Here is a 19,392-nt window from a genome sequence, read left to right on the forward strand (position 1 = left end):
CTAGGTTCTAGGTTCTAGGTTCTAGGTTCGGCAAGCATAAAAAAACCTGCATAATGCAGGTTTTTTATTGGCTGAAGATTTTTTGATTAAAGACTATCGCTAATTAAGCCTATTTCTTACGCCAAGTGGTGCCACTTGGGCCATCCTCTAAGACCACACCAAGCTCATTTAAACGATTACGCGCCACGTCAGCCGCTGGCCAATCTTTTTCACTGCGAGCGCGGTTACGTTCAACGATCAATGCTTCAATCTCTGCAACTTCATCGTCACTGCCCTCACCTTTAAAGAAGGCATCGGGAGATTGATGCAGTAAGCCCAGCACATCAGCAAGTTGTTTCATTGACACGGCTAATGCAGAAGCCTCTGCCATATCAGTGAGTTTCAGACGGTTGATCTCACGCACCATATCAAACAGCACTGAATAGGCTTCAGGGGTGTTAAAGTCATCGTCCATTGCCGCTTTAAACTTAGCAACAAACTCTTCGGCAGGTGCTGGCGCTACAGTCAGGTCAACATCTTTAATCGCAGTGTATAAACGCTCTAACGCCGCACGCGCCTGCTTGAGGTTTTCTTCAGAGTAGTTGATTTGGCTACGATAGTGACCCGATAGCAGGAAGTAACGTACGGTTTCTGCGTCGTAATGACTTAATACATCACGAATGGTGAAGAAGTTGCCTAAAGATTTAGACATCTTTTCGCGGTCGATCATCACCATGCCAGTGTGCATCCAATAATTCACATAAGGCGTGTCATGAGCGCAGCAAGACTGGGCAATTTCATTCTCATGGTGTGGAAACTGTAAATCTGAGCCGCCACCGTGGATATCGAAATGTAAACCTAAGTGCTTGCTATTCATCGCCGAACATTCGATATGCCAGCCTGGTCGACCCGGTCCCCATGGCGATTCCCATGTTGGCTCACCCGGTTTAGACATTTTCCACAGCACGAAATCCATTGGATTTTGCTTATTATCATCAACCTCAACCCGTGCGCCAGCCTGTAATTGCTCCAGATTCTGGCCAGATAGGCGACCGTATTCAGGAAAAGAGGCCACACTAAACAGCACATCGCCATCGGCAGCAATATAAGCATGACCACGGGCCAATAAACGTTCGACCATATCGATGATTTCAGCAATGTGCAGTGTGGCACGCGGCTCAAAATCAGGGCGTTTCATATTCAGCGCATCGAAATCCTTGTGCATTTCACCAATCAAGCGGTCGGTTAATGTATTGCAGTCTTCTTGGTTTTCGTTAGCACGCTTGATGATTTTGTCATCAATATCGGTGATGTTGCGCTGGAAATTCACTTCATAACCCGCGTAACGCAGGTAGCGAACAATCATATCGAAGGAAACAAAAGTACGCCCATGGCCAATATGACAGAGATCGTAAACGGTCACGCCACATACATACATCCCAACTTTTCCGGGATTAATAGGCTTAAACTCCTGTTTTTGGCGGGTAATACTGTTGTAAATCTTCAACATCGGTATTCTCTTCAAAGATAGATTCAAGTGTAAAATCAAGGGGTCAGTCTACCACGCTGACGAGGGTTTTGAATACTGCACTTTGCGCGCAATCCGAGATAAGTTAGAATCGCGCCACTATTTACTGAGAGTATGAAAACATGATCACATTACACACTAATTTTGGCGACATTAAACTGCAACTGAACGCCGAAAAAGCACCGCTGACCGTGGCAAACTTTATGAAATATGTTGACGAAGGTTTCTTCGACGGCACCATTTTCCACCGTGTAATTGACGGCTTTATGATCCAAGGCGGTGGCTTTACCGCTGAAATGAGCCAAAAACGTTGCCATGAGCCAGTGAAAAACGAAGCCAACAACGGTTTATCAAACCGTACTGGTACTATCGCGATGGCGCGTACTTCAGATCCACACTCAGCGACGGCTCAGTTTTTCATCAACGTCAACGATAACACCTTCCTCGATTTCAAATCTGAAAGCATGCAAGGTTGGGGTTACTGCGTGTTTGGTGAAGTGGTTGAAGGCATGGACATCGTTGAAAAAATCAAAGCTGTCAGCACTGGTAATCGTGGCATGCACCAAGATGTGCCATTAGAAGCGGTTGTGATTGAAAAAGTAAGTGCGGCCTAATTCCCTAGGATGCGAACCTTATTTATTGGCGATCTGCACTTAAGTGCCGATCGCCTCGATATCACCCAAGCCTTTAATCGTTTTCTCGATACCGAACTTGATGATGTAGATGCTCTCTATATTCTGGGGGATCTCTTTGAGGTATGGGTCGGCGACGATTTAGCCGCACCTTTTGCCCTCGAATTAGCGCGCAAGCTCAAACAAGTCTCCCAAACCTTGCCCATCTACTTTATTCACGGTAATCGAGACTTTATGTTAGGCAAACAATTTGCCGATGCTGCGGGTATGCAAATGTTGCCCGAAGTCAAATGCTTAGATCTCTATGGTGTTAACACTGTTATTTTGCATGGCGACAGCTTGTGTACCTTAGATAAAGCCTACCAACGCTTTCGCAAATTACGCAGTTTTGCCTTTGCCCGTTGGCTTTATAGCTGTTTGCCGAAGAAAAAACGTCAAGCAATCGCCAATAAAATCCGCAGTAATAGCCAAAGCAGTAATCAGCAAAAAAGCTATGTGATTATGGACGTAGAACCCAGTGCGGTGAATGCGTTATTTGCTCAAACCCACAGCAAACAGATGATCCACGGTCATACCCATAGGCCTGCTATCCATGAATTAAACAATGGCTGCAAACGGATTGTAGTCGGTGATTGGTACGAGCAAGGCAGCGTGTTAGTGGTCAGCGCCGACGGCGTGGAGCTAAAAAGCCTGCCCTTCGACGCCAGCTAAGCACCTATAGCGTCTTCACCATTAACACATCTACCGCTAAGGCCTCATACCTGAATATGGTTGAGGCCGCTACTTATCTTTCCCGCTGGACAACTAAGGGTTGACCACTGTGGAAATGAAACTCGTCATCGGGCGCCATAATCAATTCGGCTTCTCTCTCGCCAAAATAAGCAACTCGCTCGCTGATATCCTCAGTCGATACTAACTGTGCCAGCTTAAGATAATCCTCAAAATGACGCGCCTCTGAGCGCAATAAAGATACATAAAACTTATTTAATTCAGCATCTAAATAAGGCGCTAATTTGGCAAAACGCTCACAGGAGCGCGCCTCAATGTATGCACCCACAATCAACTTATCCCGCAGAATATCCTTCTCATGGGTGGTCACGTGGCTCATCATCCCTTTTGCGTAACGCCCAGCACGAATATTACGATATGGGATTTGCCGTGCGTGCATCAGCTCCAGCACTTGCTCAAAATGATGGAATTCTTCTTTTATCAAACGGATCAGTGGTGGGATCAGATCCTGTGCAAAAGCAAAATGTTGATTCGGCTGTAGATTGGCTACCAACTCGTTCTTTTTGACATCACGAGCCAAAAACTGCTCGATATCGCGATCCTTATGATAAACAAATTCCTCATAAGGTTTCGCCCATGCCAATAGCGATTGTCCGCTGTCTTTATCCAAGGCATATCGCCTCAATAAGAACATCGCAGTCTGCGCCGCTTTTAGCTCACAATTACAATGGTCAATTAAGAGTTCATCTAACGAGGCAGAGGCTCTTGCTACATCAATCCAAGTTTGCGGCGTCTCACAACGAAGAAACGCATGAACAGGTGCCAGTAATTGCTGCATGGGATCACTCAAAAATCTTAAAGAAAATATCGCCATATTTTACGCGTAATTATCAACAAGCTATAGCTTTAGACACCAGTAAACTTGACTAGCTGAACTTTTTGTTCAATAAATAATCTACACTTTAAGAACTGAGATCCTGATCACGGCACATCTCAATTCAAAGAGTAGGCAATCGGGAGTTAAAGGGATTGTGGAGCATTAACCCTGATTGCAGAGCTGTTATCAGCTCGTCTGACGTTTGGCGAGCCAACATCAATGCTGAACAAGGATAATTATAATGATACTGAATCACTTAATGGGGTTATACACTCATCCAAAGCAAGAGTGGCATGCGATTGAACAAAACCATGAAGCACTCAAAAGTAGCTTAAGTCACGTTCTTCTCATCGCACTCATTCCCGCTGTCTGTAGCTTTATTGCAACAGCTTACATTGGCTGGAATCCAGGAGCCGGTGATCCTATTTATCTCACGCCGCAAAGTGCAATGTTTATGTCCGTAGGTATGTATTTTGGCCTAATTGCGGGCGTCTTTGCCCTCGCCTATTTAGCCTTTTGGATGGCAAAAACCTTCGATGCTCAGCCAACTTTCACCCAAGCATTAGAACTCGCGTCGTACACCGCAACACCGCTGTTTATGGTTGGTTTGGCGGCACTCTACCCAGTACTCTGGTTTATTATGATTGTTGGGCTGATTGGTTTAGCCTACTCGGTTTATCTGCTATATGCAGGTGTGCCCATCATTATGAATATCCCTGAAGAGAAAGGCTTTATTTACGCCAGTTCTATGGTCACAGCAGGTTTAGTGCTCTTGGTTGGATTAATGGCCACCAGTGTTATCCTCTGGAGCATTGGCTTTGGTCCTATGTACCAATAAGGGATTAATCCGCACTCAGGTGCAAACGGCTTGAAATACTGATAGTGACAAATTGATAGTGGCAAATAGACGTGTTGAAAACGAAAAGTTGTAAAACAGAAAAGGCCCTTAGCTTGAAAACACTAAGGGCCTTTTTATTCTTTACTGCTGTTGACAGTTAGTCGCGACAGAGATTATCGCGGCCAACAACTTGCTATTCAAATGAGTCCCGCAGTGCAACCGTTAGGTTAAACACTAAATGCTCGGCTGAAGAGTCTTTATTGTCAGCACAGAAATAACCTTCACGCTCAAACTGATAAGCTTTTTCCGCTGGCGCATTCGCAAGGCTTGCTTCAACTAAACCATTAACCACTTCAAGTGAGTTAGGGTTAAGCACTTCATCCACTGTCTCGGCAGCAGCAGGATTTGGATCAGTGAACAAGCGTTGGTATAAACGGAATTCCGCAGGTTTAGCCGTAGTCGCTTCAACCCAATGGATTACGCCTTTCACCTTGCGACCATCGGCAGGGTTTTTACCTAAAGTATCGGCATCGTAGCTACAGTAGACGGTAGTGATATTACCTTCACTGTCTTTGTCACAACGTTCGGCTTTAATCACATAGGCGTTACGCAGGCGCACTTCTTTGCCCATGACTAGACGTTTGTACTGCTTATTGGCTTCTTCTCTGAAGTCAGCCACATCGATATACAATTCGCGGCCAAAGGCAAGTTCACGTGTACCCATGCTTTCATCGCTTGGATGAGAAGCCGCTTGAATCGTCTCGATTTGACCTTCTGGGTAGTTCTCAATCACCACTTTTAATGGGCGCAGTACGGCCATCGCACGTGGCGCATGTTCGTTGAGCTCTTCACGGATGCAGGCATCGAGCATCGCCGCTTCAATCATGTTTTCTTGCTTAGTGATACCAATACGTTGGCAAAACTCGCGGATAGACGCTGGGGTATAACCACGACGGCGTAGACCTGCAATTGTTGGCATACGGGGATCATCCCAGCCGGTTACTAACTTACGTGTCACTAAGTCATTTAATTTACGCTTAGACATCAGCGTATATTCAAGATTTAAGCGTGAAAACTCATATTGACGAGTACGATTTGGCGCTTGGAAATCATCTAAATTATCGAGAACCCAGTCATACAGACGGCGGTTGTCTTGGAACTCAAGCGTACATAATGAGTGAGTAATGTGCTCGAGCGCATCGGAAATACAGTGAGTAAAATCGTACATTGGATAAATGCACCACTTATCACCCGTTTGGTGATGGTGAGCAAAACGAATACGGTATATCACCGGATCGCGCATACACATGAAAGGCGATGCCATATCAATTTTAGCGCGCAGCGCACATTCGCCTTCTTTGAATTCACCTAGACGCATTTTTTCAAATAAGCGCAGGTTTTCTTCCACAGGAGTATCGCGATAAGGGCTATTTTTGCCTGGTTCTTTTAACGTGCCACGGTATTGACGGGTTTCATCGGCATTGAGGAAACATACATAGGCTAGGCCTTTATTGATTAACTCAACGGCATATTGATGTAATTGGTCGAAATAGTTAGAGGAATAACGCACCTCACCATCCCACTGGAATCCCAACCAACGCACATCCGCCTGAATAGAATTGACATAATCGATGTCTTCTTTTTCAGGGTTGGTATCATCAAATCGTAAGTTACAGAGACCTTGGTAATCGCGGGCGATGCCAAAGTTCAAACAGATGGACTTAGCATGACCTATATGTAAATAACCATTTGGCTCGGGTGGAAAACGCGTCTGCACACTCGTGTGCTTACCGCTTTTCAGATCCTCATCAATGATATTACGAATAAAGTTACTCGGACGTACTTCAGTGTCCACATGACTCATGGAATTCCTCTTTGCGAACAATGGCAATTTTAACAAAACCAGCATGATCCTACAGATCTCGGCCAGTTACAATGCCCAGTATTAAAAACTAAGGGTTATGCCGTGGATAGTAAAACAATAAAAGCAGCCGTGAAAGCTGCTTTTATCTTTGTAACCACTAAGCTGACATTTATTACTCAGGGATTTACTCAGTAATAATCCGCACGCCTGGGATAATTTGCTGAGTTCTGCGCCCTTTACGTTTTAGCCATAGATAGAATATGACTAACGCACTGAGGAAGAAACCAATCCATAGACCCGATTGCAATGGGTGCTCGGCAAATGTTGCTACTTGGTAAGCGATAGTTGCACTGCCATAGGCCAGAGAGAATGTCCATGTCGCTGCAAACGTTGCCCAACGAGTACCAAACTCGTTCACTAAAGCGCCCATCGCCGCAACACAGGGAGTATAGAGTAAGATAAACAGCAAATAAGAAAACGCTGCCACCTTGGTAGTAAACCCAGATTGCAAGGCACTAAAGGTTGACGTTGCAACACCTTGCGCCTCTGCCGCAACATCGGTACTGGACACATCGCCTACAGATAACTTAAGCGGGTCTTCCAAATCTAAACCAAACAAGTTTGCTGGGATAGTCGCAAGAGCCTCATTAAAACTATCGGCTAATGGTGTTAATTCGCCGTCCTCAGAACCGGCATTGGTATATAAGCTATTGAGTGTTCCCACCACCGCTTCTTTGGCAAAAATCCCAGTGATAATCCCGACCGTTGCAGGCCAGTTATCTTGCTCAATTCCCATTGGCGAGAAGATAGGTGTCACTTTCTGGCTCGCTACGCTTAAGAGTGACGCTTGGCTATTCTCATGGCCAAAGCTACCATCTACCCCTATCGCATTGATAAAATTGAGCAGTGTCACCACTAGTACAATGGTTTTACCCGCACCAAGGATAAAACTCTTAGTCCGCTTACCAGTACGCACCATCACCGCTTTAAATTTAGGCAACTCATAACTTGGTAACTCCATCACTACCGCGCTACTGGTGCCTGGTAATAAAGTGCTTCGCAGCAACAATCCGGTACCTATGGCCGCAAAAATCCCGATGATATACAGTAAAAATACTAGATTTTGGCCAGAGTCAGGGAAAAATGCCGCCGCAAATAGTGCATACACAGGCAACCGTGCGCCACAAGACATAAAGGGAGCCATCATTCCCGTGACAATACGCTCACGCTCACTGCCTAAGGTACGCGTTGCCATAATGGCTGGTACAGAGCAACCAAAGCCCACGATCATTGGTACGAAAGCTTTGCCCGGTAAACCTATGCGACGCATTAATCCGTCAACCACAAACGCGGCACGAGCCATATAGCCCGAACTTTCAAGAACAGATAAACCAAGGAATAATGCCGCAATCACAGGAATAAACGTAGAAACGGTTTGAATACCTTGGCCCACACCACCCGCAAGGATAGTCACCAACCAAGCTGGCGCGCCTATGTTATTGAGCAGTGCACCAAAATGATCGACCAGTAATGCCCCTGCGAACACATCGAAGAAATCGATAAACGCACTGCCGATGTTGATGCTGAACATAAACATCAAATACATGACAAATAAGAACACCGGAATGCCAAGTACAGGATGTAAGACTAATTTATCGAGTTTATCACTCAAGGTTAAGAAGCCATCGGCTTTAACGGAACCTTGGAATACTCGCTCCACAAAATTAAAGCGAGTGGTTGCGACCATCACTTCAATGTCGTGTCCTTGCTGCGCAATTTGCTGAGTACAAGTATTCACCTCATCCTGAAGCTCAGCATTTTTACAGCTACCACAACCAGAACCGTTACCCAACATCGCTAAGGCGCGGCCACGGCTTAAATTGGGATCTTTACTACAAAGTAGTTGCACGCCTGCTTCAATTTGCTCGTCGTAATCAAGTAACAAAGGCGCTTCAGATACACGACCTTCAAGTAAGTCAAGCACTTGCGCTTGAACTTTAGCAACATCAGCAGGATCGCGGGAACAAACCCCGATCACTGGGCAGCCAAGCTCTTGGCTCATTTTCTTTAAATCGACACGAATGCCACGCTTGATAGCTGCATCGATTTTGTTCAACACCACCACCATAGGGATCGACAATTCACGGAGTTGTGCCGTCAAATAGAGGTGGCGCTCGATATTGGTCGCATCAACTAAGTTAATGATGCCATCGACACGTTGTTCGGCGAGATATTGTTGAGCAATCTGCTCATCGAGAGAACAATCACAGCTATTACCCGCAGGGAGTAAATCATAGATACCGGGTAAGTCGGTTAAGTAAACGTCAGCACCATTGAGAGTGAAATGACCGGTTTTTTTCTCAACCGTCACACCGGACCAGTTGCCAACTTGCTGATTCGCGCCTGTAAGCGCGTTAAAGAGTGTTGATTTCCCAGCGTTTGGGTTACCAACGGTGACGCAATGAAACTGCTTAGTCATTCGCCTTTTCCACCTCAATAATGTCTGCCAAGTCTCTGCGCATACAAAGCTTACTACCACGAATATCCAGCTCTAAACCAGAGCCCATTGGCGCTCGGCGAATCAAAGAAAATCGTGTATTAGGGGTAATGCCCATGGACAATAATTTACGCTTCACTGTTTGCGGCAAATCTAATCGCCCGATTTCAGAAATAATGCCACGGTCACCGGGACTGAGTTCGCTTAACTTCATTACCTATTTCACCTTGTAACAGCTTCAGCTTGAAAAACTGTGCTCATTTTATCTGAGCTATGGAGCTAATAACTTTACCTAGATCAAGCTTTTTGACTGGTAACGATAATAGTTTTCAATTGTGTTGAGTATTATGTGACAAAAATCTCAATGAATAAACGCCTGACCGAAAATAAAAATGCCAGCTAGCTGCCACCATTTATCGCAATCGAACAACATGTTCAATAAGCGTTAAAAAAGTCATCCTCGGTACAAAACGAGACATTTATCACACTTATTATTTATCCCTACAAAATCATTCCTCTTTACAGTCAACCAGCTAAAAAATGTTAAGCACTTGTCACGTGCCTGTTCTAATATTAATCAGCTAAATTAGCGATGTCGAAAGCTTGAAAAATAACAAATAAAACGCACTCGGGAATAGATGAACATGGATATAGGTTTAAAGTTCAAAAGCATAACTCAGGTTATGCTTGCTCTGATGTTATCGATACTCAGCCTTTCAACGGTAGCGACACCTTGGGATGACAAGCCACCCGAGGAGGTCGTCGCGACTTTGGACAAAAAATTTGCCGAAGGTAAGTACTCGGCCAAAGGGGCTGACACTTGCCTGATGTGCCATAAGAAAAGTGCCACTGTGATGGCCATTTTTGATGGTGTACATGGTAATCCTAATGTCAAAGATTCCCCCATGGCCGACTTACAGTGTGAGGCTTGCCACGGCCCACTCGGTAATCATAACAAGGGCGGCAAAGAGCCGATGATCACCTTCGGCCAGAATTCTCCGGTTCCCGCGCAAAAACAAAACAGTGTCTGCATGAGTTGCCATAACGACGATCAACGCATCGCGTGGAAAGGTAATCACCATGACAATGCCGATATCCCCTGCAGTAGCTGTCACCAAGTACACGTAGCAAAAGACCCTATCAGCGACAAAGCCAACGAAGTAGCAATTTGTACCCAATGCCATACTCAACAAAAAGCGGATATGCACAAACGCTCATCCCATCCACTACAGTGGCAACAAATGGTCTGTAGCGATTGCCACAATCCCCATGGCAGTTTAAATGATGCCAGTCTGAAACAAATGAGCGTCAACGAAAACTGTTACAGCTGCCACGCCGAAAAACGCGGTCCTAAATTGTGGGAACATGCGCCAGTCACCGACAATTGTGCTAACTGCCATAACCCCCACGGCAGCGTGAATGAGTCAATGCTCATCAGTAAACCGCCACAATTGTGCCAACAATGCCACGCCTCCGATGGCCACAGCAGTAATGCTTACTTTGGTAATCAAACAAATGCCTTCACCTCGGGTAATTCCTGTATGAATTGCCATGGACAAGTGCATGGTTCAAACCATCCATCCGGCAAGTTGCTCCAGAGATAACAAGGAAATGATCATGCAAATAATGAACATATCGACTCCTAGAGCTTGTTTCTCACTCACATTACTGGCTTGGGCGATTAGTGGCGTACTCAACACAGCCCATGCTGAAGGATATGAAATCCAAAAAGCGAATCGCAGCGGCGTAAAAAGTGACTCATGGAGCTGCAAGCAATGCCAGCCCAAAACAGGGCGCCAAGGCAACGTCAGCGCCACGCTCGCCTATAATGACGGCGAAGATAGCCGTTTTGGTAATCGCACTGGCACGGATAAAGATGGCTTGGTCGGTGCTGTGGGCGCCGATATGCAATACCAAGCTGAGAGTGGTTACAAAACCCGGCTTGAGGCCGATAAATTGGGATTTGACACGGGGTCAGCCAAGCTCACCACTGGCCGACCCGGACACTATCAAATCCAATTGGGTTATAAAGGTCTCGCCAACTATCAATACAATCAGCTAAAGAGCCCTTATCTCACCGATAACGATAAGATGCTCTTGCCTGATAATTGGGTAGCGGGAGCAACGACCCACTCCATGCCGTTACTGCAATCGAGTTTAATCGAGCAGGACTTAAGCATTACGCGGGATAGATTCAACCTCGGCGGTTACTACGCAGGCCATATCTTATCAACAAGCCGTTATAAAGCCTCGGTGAACTACCAGCATGAAAACCGCAGCGGCGCGAAAAAGACCAGCGCAAATATTCTCACTAACAGTGTGATGTTGGCGCAGCCAATTGATGACAGCACAGATGAAGTCGATGCCAGAGTTTATTTTAGCGGCGCAGGCTGGCAAGCGGGCATAAACAGCCAGATAAGCCAATACAAGAATGACCATCAGGCACTGCTATGGCAATCGGCCTATACGCCCACATTTGGTGCGGCCTACTTTGGCCAAAATGCCGTCGACCCAGATAACAAGGCCTATCGGATCGCAGCCGAGGCCAGTGGTGGTCAAAATGGTCATAACATCCTTATGCACGCGGGCATCAGTAACATGTCACAGGATGAGGCTTTTCTGCCTGCGACCATTAATGGCCCCTCACCTTTGCTGCCAACCGATAATTTAGATGCCCAAGTGGACGTCCTAGATATGGTGCTTAAGTATTCAGGCCGCATCACACAGGATTTGAGTGTTCAAGCCAGTTATAACTATCAAGACAGGGAAAACAAGACGGCTCAGTTAGATTTCCCACAGGTCGTGACCGACAGCTTTTATCAAGGCACAGCTACAAATCGTCTCTACGATAAACGCAGTAAACAATTCGATCTCAAAGGTAAATATCGCCTAACGCCGTCGGCCTATGCTGAAGCGGGATATAGCCGAGATGAAATCATTTATTCGGAGCTTGATAGGCAGTCCATCGATGAATCGGGTCTCTTTGCCAAACTCAGCTACCGCTATTCGCCAGCTTGGTCAGCTTGGTTAAAGGGCGAAGTATTAGATCGTAATGGCAGTGAATACGATGCTGTAACAAGCACACAAAGTCCGAGTAATCCTTGGTTACGTAAGTCTTATCTTGCTGATCGCAAACGTCAAAAAGTCACCTTGCACACAAATTACCAAACCGATATAGGGTTCTCTGTGGGTGCGAGTTTACACAGTATTGATGATGACTATAACCATACATCAGTCGGGCTCACCCAAGTGTCTTACCTTGGCTACGATGTAACTGCGCAGTATCTCATTAGCGACAATCTAAGTCTTAACGCCTATCTCAACCAAGACTGGCGCGATTCAGATCAGGCCGGAAGCAATCGTTTCTCAACACCTGATTGGTACAGCACCGCGGAAGAGAAATCGACCCTGATTGGCGCGGGTATCGCCTATCAAAACCTGCTGGATAATCGTTTAGATCTGGGATTGGACTACAGCTACTCCGATGGTCAAAGCGATACTGAAATCACCTATGGCATCACTAGCCCCTACGGTGACTACTACAGTCGCAAGCACAATATTAACGCCTACGCCAAATATAGGCTGGCCGACAGTATGTCATTACGCTTCGATTGGTTGTTCGAGAAATATCAAGATGCAAACTGGCAAAACCAAAACACCACTTGGGACACTGTCCCCAATGTGCTCAGTTTTGGCGACATCAGCCACGATTACAATGCTCATTACTTAGGTTTGACCTTAAGCTACCAAATGTAACTTAGGCACTGACAGCGTATTCCAAGGATAGAAATATGAACAAGTTTGCCAAATTAACCACACAATATAGTCTGATGCTGCTCCTAGCCACACTTGTCTCCGCTTGTGGGGGCAATGATGGTAATGATGGCTCACCCGGTGAGCCGGGGAAACCACCCGCAATAACGATCACTAGCCTAAACATCATGGTCGATAAAGTCACCGTGACTGACGGCATTGCCCAAGTCGATTATCAGGTGAGCAATCAAGACGATGAAGCCGTGGTTGGTATTCCTTCAGCCACCTTCATTGCAGCGCAATTACTACCTCAGGGCGCCACAGGTGCAGGTAATAGCAGTGAGTGGCAACATTTCACCTCTGAAACGTGCGCCGCCTCTTGCCCAGGCACGTTTGTTGACCATAAAAACGGCCATTACAGCTATCGTTTTAGCGCCACATTTAACGGCATGAATGGGGTGACATTCGTTAACGACGCCACCCAACGAGTAGTCATCAAACTGGGCGGCGATGCATTAGCCGATGGCACAGCGCTCCCTATAACTAATCAGCACTATGATTGGCAAACCACGGGAAATACCTTAGCTTATACCCGTAACTTAATTACCATTGAAACCTGTAATAGCTGCCACAACAATTTAGCGTTCCATGGTGGACGTTATAACCAAGTTGAAACCTGCGTAACCTGCCATAACAGTAAGAAAGTCAGCAATCCTGCGGATATTTTCCCGCAAATGATACACAGCAAACATTTAACGGGATTCCCTCAATCCATCAGTAATTGCCAGACTTGCCACGTTGATAATCCAGATTTAGCCGAGCGTCAAAATTGGCATAGGGTACCCACCATGGAAGCCTGTGGTGCCTGCCATACCCAAATCAATTTCCCTGCGGGCCAAGGCCATCCAGCACAAGCGGATAATAGCAATTGCGTTGCTTGCCATAATGCCGATTGGACCGCCAGCGTACACGGCAATGAAGATCAAATGGCCGCGTTAGCTCAATTTAGTCCAAGCATCAGTAGTGCAAGCATGGATGCCAATGGCACAGTGACTGTTGCGGTGACCCTGACCAACCCCAGCACAGGCACTGCTTACGTAGATAGCGCAGATAAACTCAAATTTATAAGCGACCTAAGGGTTTATGCTAACTGGGGAACCAGTTTCGATTACAGCACCCGCTCTGCGCGCTCAATTCGTCTCCCTGACTCCACGCCAGTTTCTGGCAGCAATGGCACCTACGTTTACACTATTTCAGGTCTCACCGTTCCAGCGGGAACTGAGGCCGACCATGGCGGCTTAGCGATTCAAGGTCGAGTTTGCGCCAAAGATAAAGTATTAGTGGATTGCAGTACCGAACAGGCAGAAGTGCTGGTGCTCAAATCAAGTCATAGTTACTTCAATATGTCTGCATTAACCAGCACTGGCCGCCGCGAAATCATTAGCAATGCCAACTGTGCTAACTGCCACGGCGATCAACAACTGAATATTCATGGCGCACGCAACGATTTAGCGGGCCAATGCCAGCTTTGCCACAACCCGAATATGCAGGCCGATGCTACAGCGGCAAATCCCTCCATTACCTCCTTTGACTTTAAACAGTTAATTCATGGGATCCATACCAGCCAATTTACTGGTTTTGCAGATCTCAACTACCCAGGCAAAATCGGTAATTGTGCTCAATGCCATATCAAAGATGCAGCAGGCGTTTCAACGGTTGCCCTGCCCTTAAATACAGCGGTTCAACCGCTTGCGCTTAACAATGGCACCTTTACCAGCCCGATAGCCGCCGTATGCAGTAACTGTCACTCAAGTGATGCGACCCACAATCATATGAAGCAACAAGGTGCCGTGTTTGCAGGCTCCAAAGCTGATGCAACCGCAGGCTCTGAAACCTGTGCATTCTGCCATGGACAAGGGGCCGTCGCCGATGTACTCAAAGTCCACCCAATTAATTAACCCTATGATGCAGGCCAAAAGGCCTGTAACTGCAGATATAAAAGGAACTCATACTATGCAGTCTTCTACCTCTAAAGAAATAGTCAGATCTCAATCACATAACCCGCTTAAAGTGACTGATAAATACCAATGACTTAGTTAGCCTTACAGGTGGGATCTAATCCCACACATTAAATGCCAATAATGAGATTTATTCTTATTTGATAAGTGTTTAATGATGATTAAAACTATTGCAGGGAAATATCATGATGAAACGGTTCAATTTCAATACCGCAACAAAAGCGATGTTGGGTGCCGGTTTACTTTCACTTCTTCTCACTGGCTGCGGTGGCAGTGACGGTAAAGATGGTGAAGACGGTAAACCAGGCGTTGTTGGTGTCAATATCACCTCAACCTCAACCTTAAAAGCAAAATTCACAAATGCCACTGTTGATGCAGGCAAAGTCACCGTTGATTTTACGTTGGAAAATGCTAATGGCGTTGCCGTATTAGGCTTAACTAAAGATCACGATTTACGGTTTGGTATTGCGCAATTAACTCCAGTTAAAGAGAAAGTGGGTGAAACTGAAGCTAACCGCGGTTATCAATGGCAAGCTTATATTAATGCCAAAAAAGAGCCAGGTACCATTCCATCCGGCGTTGATAACCTCAAGCCATCAGCCCAATACCAAGCAAACGTTGAAGCAGCAAGTAAATGTGATACTTGCTTAGTTGACCATGGTGATGGTAGCTATAGCTACACCTACCAAGCCAACATTGCTAATGTAACTGAACCATTAACCGTTACTTATAGCGCTGACGCGACTCAACGCGCGACGATGGAGCTTGAATTACCACAACTCACAGCCAACGCCCATTTCGACTGGCAACCTTCTACTGGTAAGACTGAAGGTATTCAAACCCGTAACGTGGTTTCTATTCAAGCTTGTTATACCTGTCACCAACCTGAAAGCTTAGAGCTTCATGGTGGTCGTCGTATCGATATTGAAAACTGTGCCTCTTGCCATACTGCAACATCTGGCGACCCAGAGTCAGGCAATAGCATTGAATTCACTTATATGATCCATGCTATCCACAAAGGTGGCGAACGTCATACCTTCGATGAGACAGGCGCAGAAGTACCTGCTCCTTATAAGATTGTCGGTTACGGTGGTAAAGTGATCGACTACGGCAAAGTAGGCTTCCCATTAAAACCTGCTGCTGATTGTTCAGCCTGTCACGTTGAAGGTGCTGGTGCACCTGCCAATGCAGACCTATTCAAAGCAGATTTAAGCAATCAAGCTTGTATTGGTTGCCATACTGAAAAACCATCTGCTCACCATAGCAGCACTGACTGTACCTCTTGCCACAATGCGACAGAGCCTTACGGTGGTACAGGTAGTGCAACTAAGCGACATGGTGATGTGCTTAAAGCTTACAAAGATGCAGAAGCAATGAGCGTTAAGTTCACTGACATTGCAGCAGATGCTAATGGCAAATTAACATTCAAAGTCCAAATCTTAGACGGTTCTGGTAATGCAGTAGATAAACTCAGCATAAATCAGTCAAGTAGAGTGCTTATTGCATGGGATAGTGATAAAAACTACCCAGAATACGCTTCATCTTCTTCTCGTCGCGTTGCGCTATCGGAAGGTACATTTGATGCGGCTAACAAAACTTATTCGTTAACTGCTAGTAAAATGGTATTTCCTGCAGACGCTGTAGGTAAAACTTTCGAACTATGGTCAACTCTTGAAGTTTGTTTCAACAACGGCGGTTACGGTGTTTCAGATGTTGTGATGACCGATTGCTCTACACCCAATGTACGTAAAGTTATGATCAAAGAAGCTCCATTCCATTTTGTTTGGAACGGAACAGCTGCTGACCAAAGTGCTAAACCAGGTGTACGCCGTGAAATCATTGACCCAGCTAAGTGTCAAGGTTGTCATAATCAAGTAATCCACCATTATGACAATGGCGTCAACTGCCAAACTTGTCATACATCGGACAAAACCCTGAAAAATGATGCGGCCTATCCAGGCGGTAAGATACCAACCAGCTTTGCTTGGAAAGCGCACGAGCGTGAAGGACATTATCTGAAATATGCAGGCGTACAATCCGGTACTGTACTAAAAACCGATTGTGCAACATGTCATACTGCAGATAAATCAAACGTTGTAACAGGTATTGCTTTAGGCAGATCACCAGAACGTGCATGGCGCTTTGGTGATATAAACAACAACGGTGCAGAAATTTGGGTATCTTCCGATGCTGGTGCATGCTTAAGTTGTCACCAGAAATATCTGTCTGACGCTGCTAAATCGCATATCGAGACTAATGGCGGTATCTTAAATGGCTCAAGTGCAGCAGATGTTCAAACTCGTGCCTCTGAAAGCTGTGCGACTTGCCATACTCCATCACAATTGATGGAAGCTCACGGTAACTAAGTCGACGTAATTCTCTCAATAGAGAGCAAGAACAAAAAGAGAGAGGTATCCCCTCTCTCTTTTTTATTTTAGCTTCACAATCCGCCGTTTTTTTGATCTAAATTTGTTTTTCCCCTGTGGTTTAACTACCTCTTTAGAAATAGAAAGATCCAAGTCACACATTAGCAAAGGCTTAGAAGATTTTAGAGGCATGTTAGGTTAGCCTTTCCTTGGGGAATTCTATTTCCAGCATCCACTTAGGTTGCCTTCAAGACCAAAGCACAGACAAAGAATCTGTCGGGTGAAGAAGACAAGCACTTAAGTAATGCCAAACCTATGCAGGGAAAAAAATGATGAACGCAAAAAAATCAAAATTCGCACTGCTGCTTGCAGCAAGTGCCGTCACTATGGCCTTAACAGGCTGTGGTGGTAGCGATGGTAACGATGGTAAACCCGGTGAACCTGGTGGAGAGCCAGCTCCCGCTATTCAAAAGCTCAATTTTACATTCAACAAATCTGTTGTGACTAACGGTGTACCTAGTGTTGAATTCACTGTCACCAACGAAGACGATTTACCGGTCGTGGGTCTGCAAAAAATGCGTTTTGCAGCAGCTCAATTACTTCCTCAAGGCGCTACAGGTGCCGGTAATGCCTCTCAGTGGCAATACTTTGGTGATGAAACCTGTGATCTCGCTTCAACTTGCCCAGGTACTTTTGTTGACAAGAAGAACGGCCACTACAGCTATACCTTCAAGATGAACTTAACTGCCAATGCTAAGATCACCTACAACGACCAGTTGGCTCAACGTGTGCTAATCCGCGCTTATAATACGCCACTACCAGATGGCACCTTAGTGCCTAACAGCAACGCTTTTGTAGATTTCACCGCTGACACAGGTGCCGAGCCTGGTTATAGCCGTAAAATCGTTGCCACTGAAAGCTGTAATACTTGTCACCAAGACTTAGCACAGGTTAAACATGGTGGTGCGTATTCAGATGTTAACTACTGCGCAACGTGCCACACCGCAGGCAAAGTGGGCGTAGGTAAAGAGTTTAATGCTCTAGTTCACGCCAAGCATAAAGACCTGACCTTAGGCTCATTAGAAAGCTGCCAAAGCTGTCACACTGAAAATGAAGCAACACCTGATTGGGGCAACTGGTCACGTATTCCAACTGCCGCAACCTGTGGAAGCTGTCATAGCACTGTGGATTTTGCTGCGGGTAAAGGCCACTCTCAACAACTCGATAACTCTAACTGTATCGCCTGCCATAACAGCACTTGGACAGCCGAGTTACATACAGCTAAAACCGCTGACAAAAAAGCCGTTATCGCTCAATTAGGTATGTCTGCAACATTAGCTGCTCAAGCAGACAATACTGCGGTATTAACCGTGTCTATCTTAGATAAAGACGGCAATGCCATTGATGCGGCGAGTGTACAAAATAAGATTAAACGTTTAGAAACTATCACTAACGTTGGACCTAACTTCCCCATCATGGGCTATAACAAGAGCCCAGGTAGCGGTACAGCTAAAGTGGCCAAAGATCTAGTCAAAGATGGTGCATTACAAGCTGATGTTACCATCGCTGATGGTAAACTGGTGTTCACTACTCCTGCACTGCCATTTGGTGCGGGCGATACTGATACCGCCTTTACCTTTATTGGCTTAGAAATGTGTAACACTGGTACCACATTAACGGCTTGTACTGCTAATAGCACAACCACCAGTATGAAAGCCGAGTTAGCCTTTGGTACTAAATCTGGTAAAGCGCCTAGTACACGTCATGTTAACTCAGTGAACTTCAGCACTTGCCAAGGCTGTCACAGTGACACCTTTGAAATCCACAAAGGTCACCATGCAGGCTTTGTGATGTCTGAACAAGTTTCACATGCCAAAGACGCAAACGGTAAGCCTATCGTGGGTGTTGATGCTTGTGTTGCCTGTCACACACCAGATGGTACCTATGCAAACGGTGCTAACAAAGGTGGTTTCGAAATGAAACTACACGTGGTTCACGGTGAGCAAGGCGTGATCAAAGAATGTACTCAGTGCCACAACGACTTCAACTTAGATGCATTTAAAGTGAAAGGTGCACTGGCTACTTCTGCAGGTAAATACACCACCCCAATCACAGCAACTTGTACTTCATGCCACGCGCCAGAATCTATCGGCCACGGTTTAGAAAATATGGGTGCGATTGTGAATGGCGATTATACTCAAGCCAACCAAGCGGCACAGTCAGAAACCTGTTTCTACTGCCATACCCCAACAGTTGCAGATCACACTCAAGTGAAAATGTAATTTGCCCAAGCAGGGGGAGTTCGCTCCCC

Annotated in this window: 13 protein-coding genes; 8 read left to right on the plus strand and 5 right to left on the minus strand. The window is 45.8% G+C overall.

Translation table 11 applies throughout. The features are described 5' to 3' along the window. Positions 1 to 109: 109 nt before the first annotated feature. Positions 110 to 1,489, minus strand: a complete 1,380-nt coding sequence (gene cysS / locus JM642_RS12690; protein ID WP_047535621.1) for a cysteine--tRNA ligase — start codon at positions 1,487 to 1,489, stop codon at positions 110 to 112. A 140-nt stretch (positions 1,490 to 1,629) separates the two neighbouring features. On the opposite strand from cysS, the gene JM642_RS12695 reads away from it, so the two are divergent. Beyond that, positions 1,630 to 2,121 (plus strand): peptidylprolyl isomerase, encoded by a 492-nt coding sequence (locus JM642_RS12695; protein ID WP_011623251.1) that lies wholly within the window; start codon positions 1,630 to 1,632, stop codon positions 2,119 to 2,121. Between the two features lie 9 nt (positions 2,122 to 2,130). Then, complete coding sequence (locus tag JM642_RS12700; protein ID WP_055646763.1) at positions 2,131 to 2,850, plus strand: UDP-2,3-diacylglucosamine diphosphatase; 720 nt, start codon at positions 2,131 to 2,133, stop codon at positions 2,848 to 2,850. 73 nt (positions 2,851 to 2,923) lie between these two features. Here JM642_RS12700 and JM642_RS12705 read toward each other — a convergent pair whose 3' ends face one another. Beyond that, positions 2,924 to 3,706: a tRNA isopentenyl-2-thiomethyl-A-37 hydroxylase MiaE gene (locus tag JM642_RS12705; RefSeq protein ID WP_203431903.1), complete on the minus strand. Its 783-nt coding sequence runs from the start codon at positions 3,704 to 3,706 to the stop codon at positions 2,924 to 2,926. A 280-nt stretch (positions 3,707 to 3,986) separates the two neighbouring features. Between JM642_RS12705 and JM642_RS12710 the strand changes: the two genes are divergently transcribed. Next, on the plus strand, positions 3,987 to 4,583 hold the full coding sequence (locus JM642_RS12710; protein ID WP_037427921.1) for a Yip1 family protein: 597 nt from the start codon (positions 3,987 to 3,989) through the stop codon (positions 4,581 to 4,583). Positions 4,584 to 4,776: 193 nt separating this feature from the next. Here JM642_RS12710 and glnS read toward each other — a convergent pair whose 3' ends face one another. The 3 genes from glnS to JM642_RS12725 form a co-directional block, all read right to left on the minus strand. Beyond that, entirely contained in the window at positions 4,777 to 6,447 is a 1,671-nt protein-coding gene (glnS, locus tag JM642_RS12715; protein ID WP_203431904.1) for a glutamine--tRNA ligase, read from the minus strand. A 184-nt stretch (positions 6,448 to 6,631) separates the two neighbouring features. Further along, positions 6,632 to 8,926, minus strand: coding sequence for a Fe(2+) transporter permease subunit FeoB (gene feoB, locus JM642_RS12720; protein WP_144345835.1), 2,295 nt, complete (start codon positions 8,924 to 8,926; stop codon positions 6,632 to 6,634). Further along, on the minus strand, positions 8,919 to 9,158 hold the full coding sequence (locus JM642_RS12725) for a FeoA family protein (protein ID WP_011623257.1): 240 nt from the start codon (positions 9,156 to 9,158) through the stop codon (positions 8,919 to 8,921). Before JM642_RS12725 ends, feoB begins: the two co-directional genes overlap by 8 nt. Before the next feature lie 424 nt (positions 9,159 to 9,582). On the opposite strand from JM642_RS12725, the gene JM642_RS12730 reads away from it, so the two are divergent. The 5 genes from JM642_RS12730 to JM642_RS12750 all read left to right on the plus strand — a co-directional run bounded on the left by JM642_RS12730 (position 9,583) and on the right by JM642_RS12750 (position 19,363). Continuing rightward, positions 9,583 to 10,548: a DmsE family decaheme c-type cytochrome gene (locus JM642_RS12730; protein ID WP_144345834.1), complete on the plus strand. Its 966-nt coding sequence runs from the start codon at positions 9,583 to 9,585 to the stop codon at positions 10,546 to 10,548. Positions 10,549 to 10,561: 13 nt separating this feature from the next. Beyond that, entirely contained in the window at positions 10,562 to 12,700 is a 2,139-nt protein-coding gene (locus JM642_RS12735; RefSeq protein ID WP_203431905.1) for an MtrB/PioB family decaheme-associated outer membrane protein, read from the plus strand. Positions 12,701 to 12,735: 35 nt separating this feature from the next. Then, the gene (locus tag JM642_RS12740; RefSeq protein WP_203431906.1) at positions 12,736 to 14,655 is read left to right on the plus strand and encodes an OmcA/MtrC family decaheme c-type cytochrome; all 1,920 of its coding nucleotides are present in this window, start codon (positions 12,736 to 12,738) and stop codon (positions 14,653 to 14,655) included. Positions 14,656 to 14,900: 245 nt separating this feature from the next. After that, a complete protein-coding gene (locus JM642_RS12745; protein ID WP_203431907.1) occupies positions 14,901 to 17,081 on the plus strand; it encodes an OmcA/MtrC family decaheme c-type cytochrome in 2,181 nt (726 codons plus the stop codon). 329 nt (positions 17,082 to 17,410) lie between these two features. Further along, positions 17,411 to 19,363, plus strand: a complete 1,953-nt coding sequence (locus tag JM642_RS12750) for an OmcA/MtrC family decaheme c-type cytochrome (RefSeq protein ID WP_069454675.1) — start codon at positions 17,411 to 17,413, stop codon at positions 19,361 to 19,363. Positions 19,364 to 19,392 lie beyond the last annotated feature (29 nt).

The sequence above is a fragment of the Shewanella sp. LZH-2 genome, assembly GCF_016859145.1.
In the GTDB taxonomy this organism is placed as follows: domain Bacteria; phylum Pseudomonadota; class Gammaproteobacteria; order Enterobacterales; family Shewanellaceae; genus Shewanella; species Shewanella xiamenensis.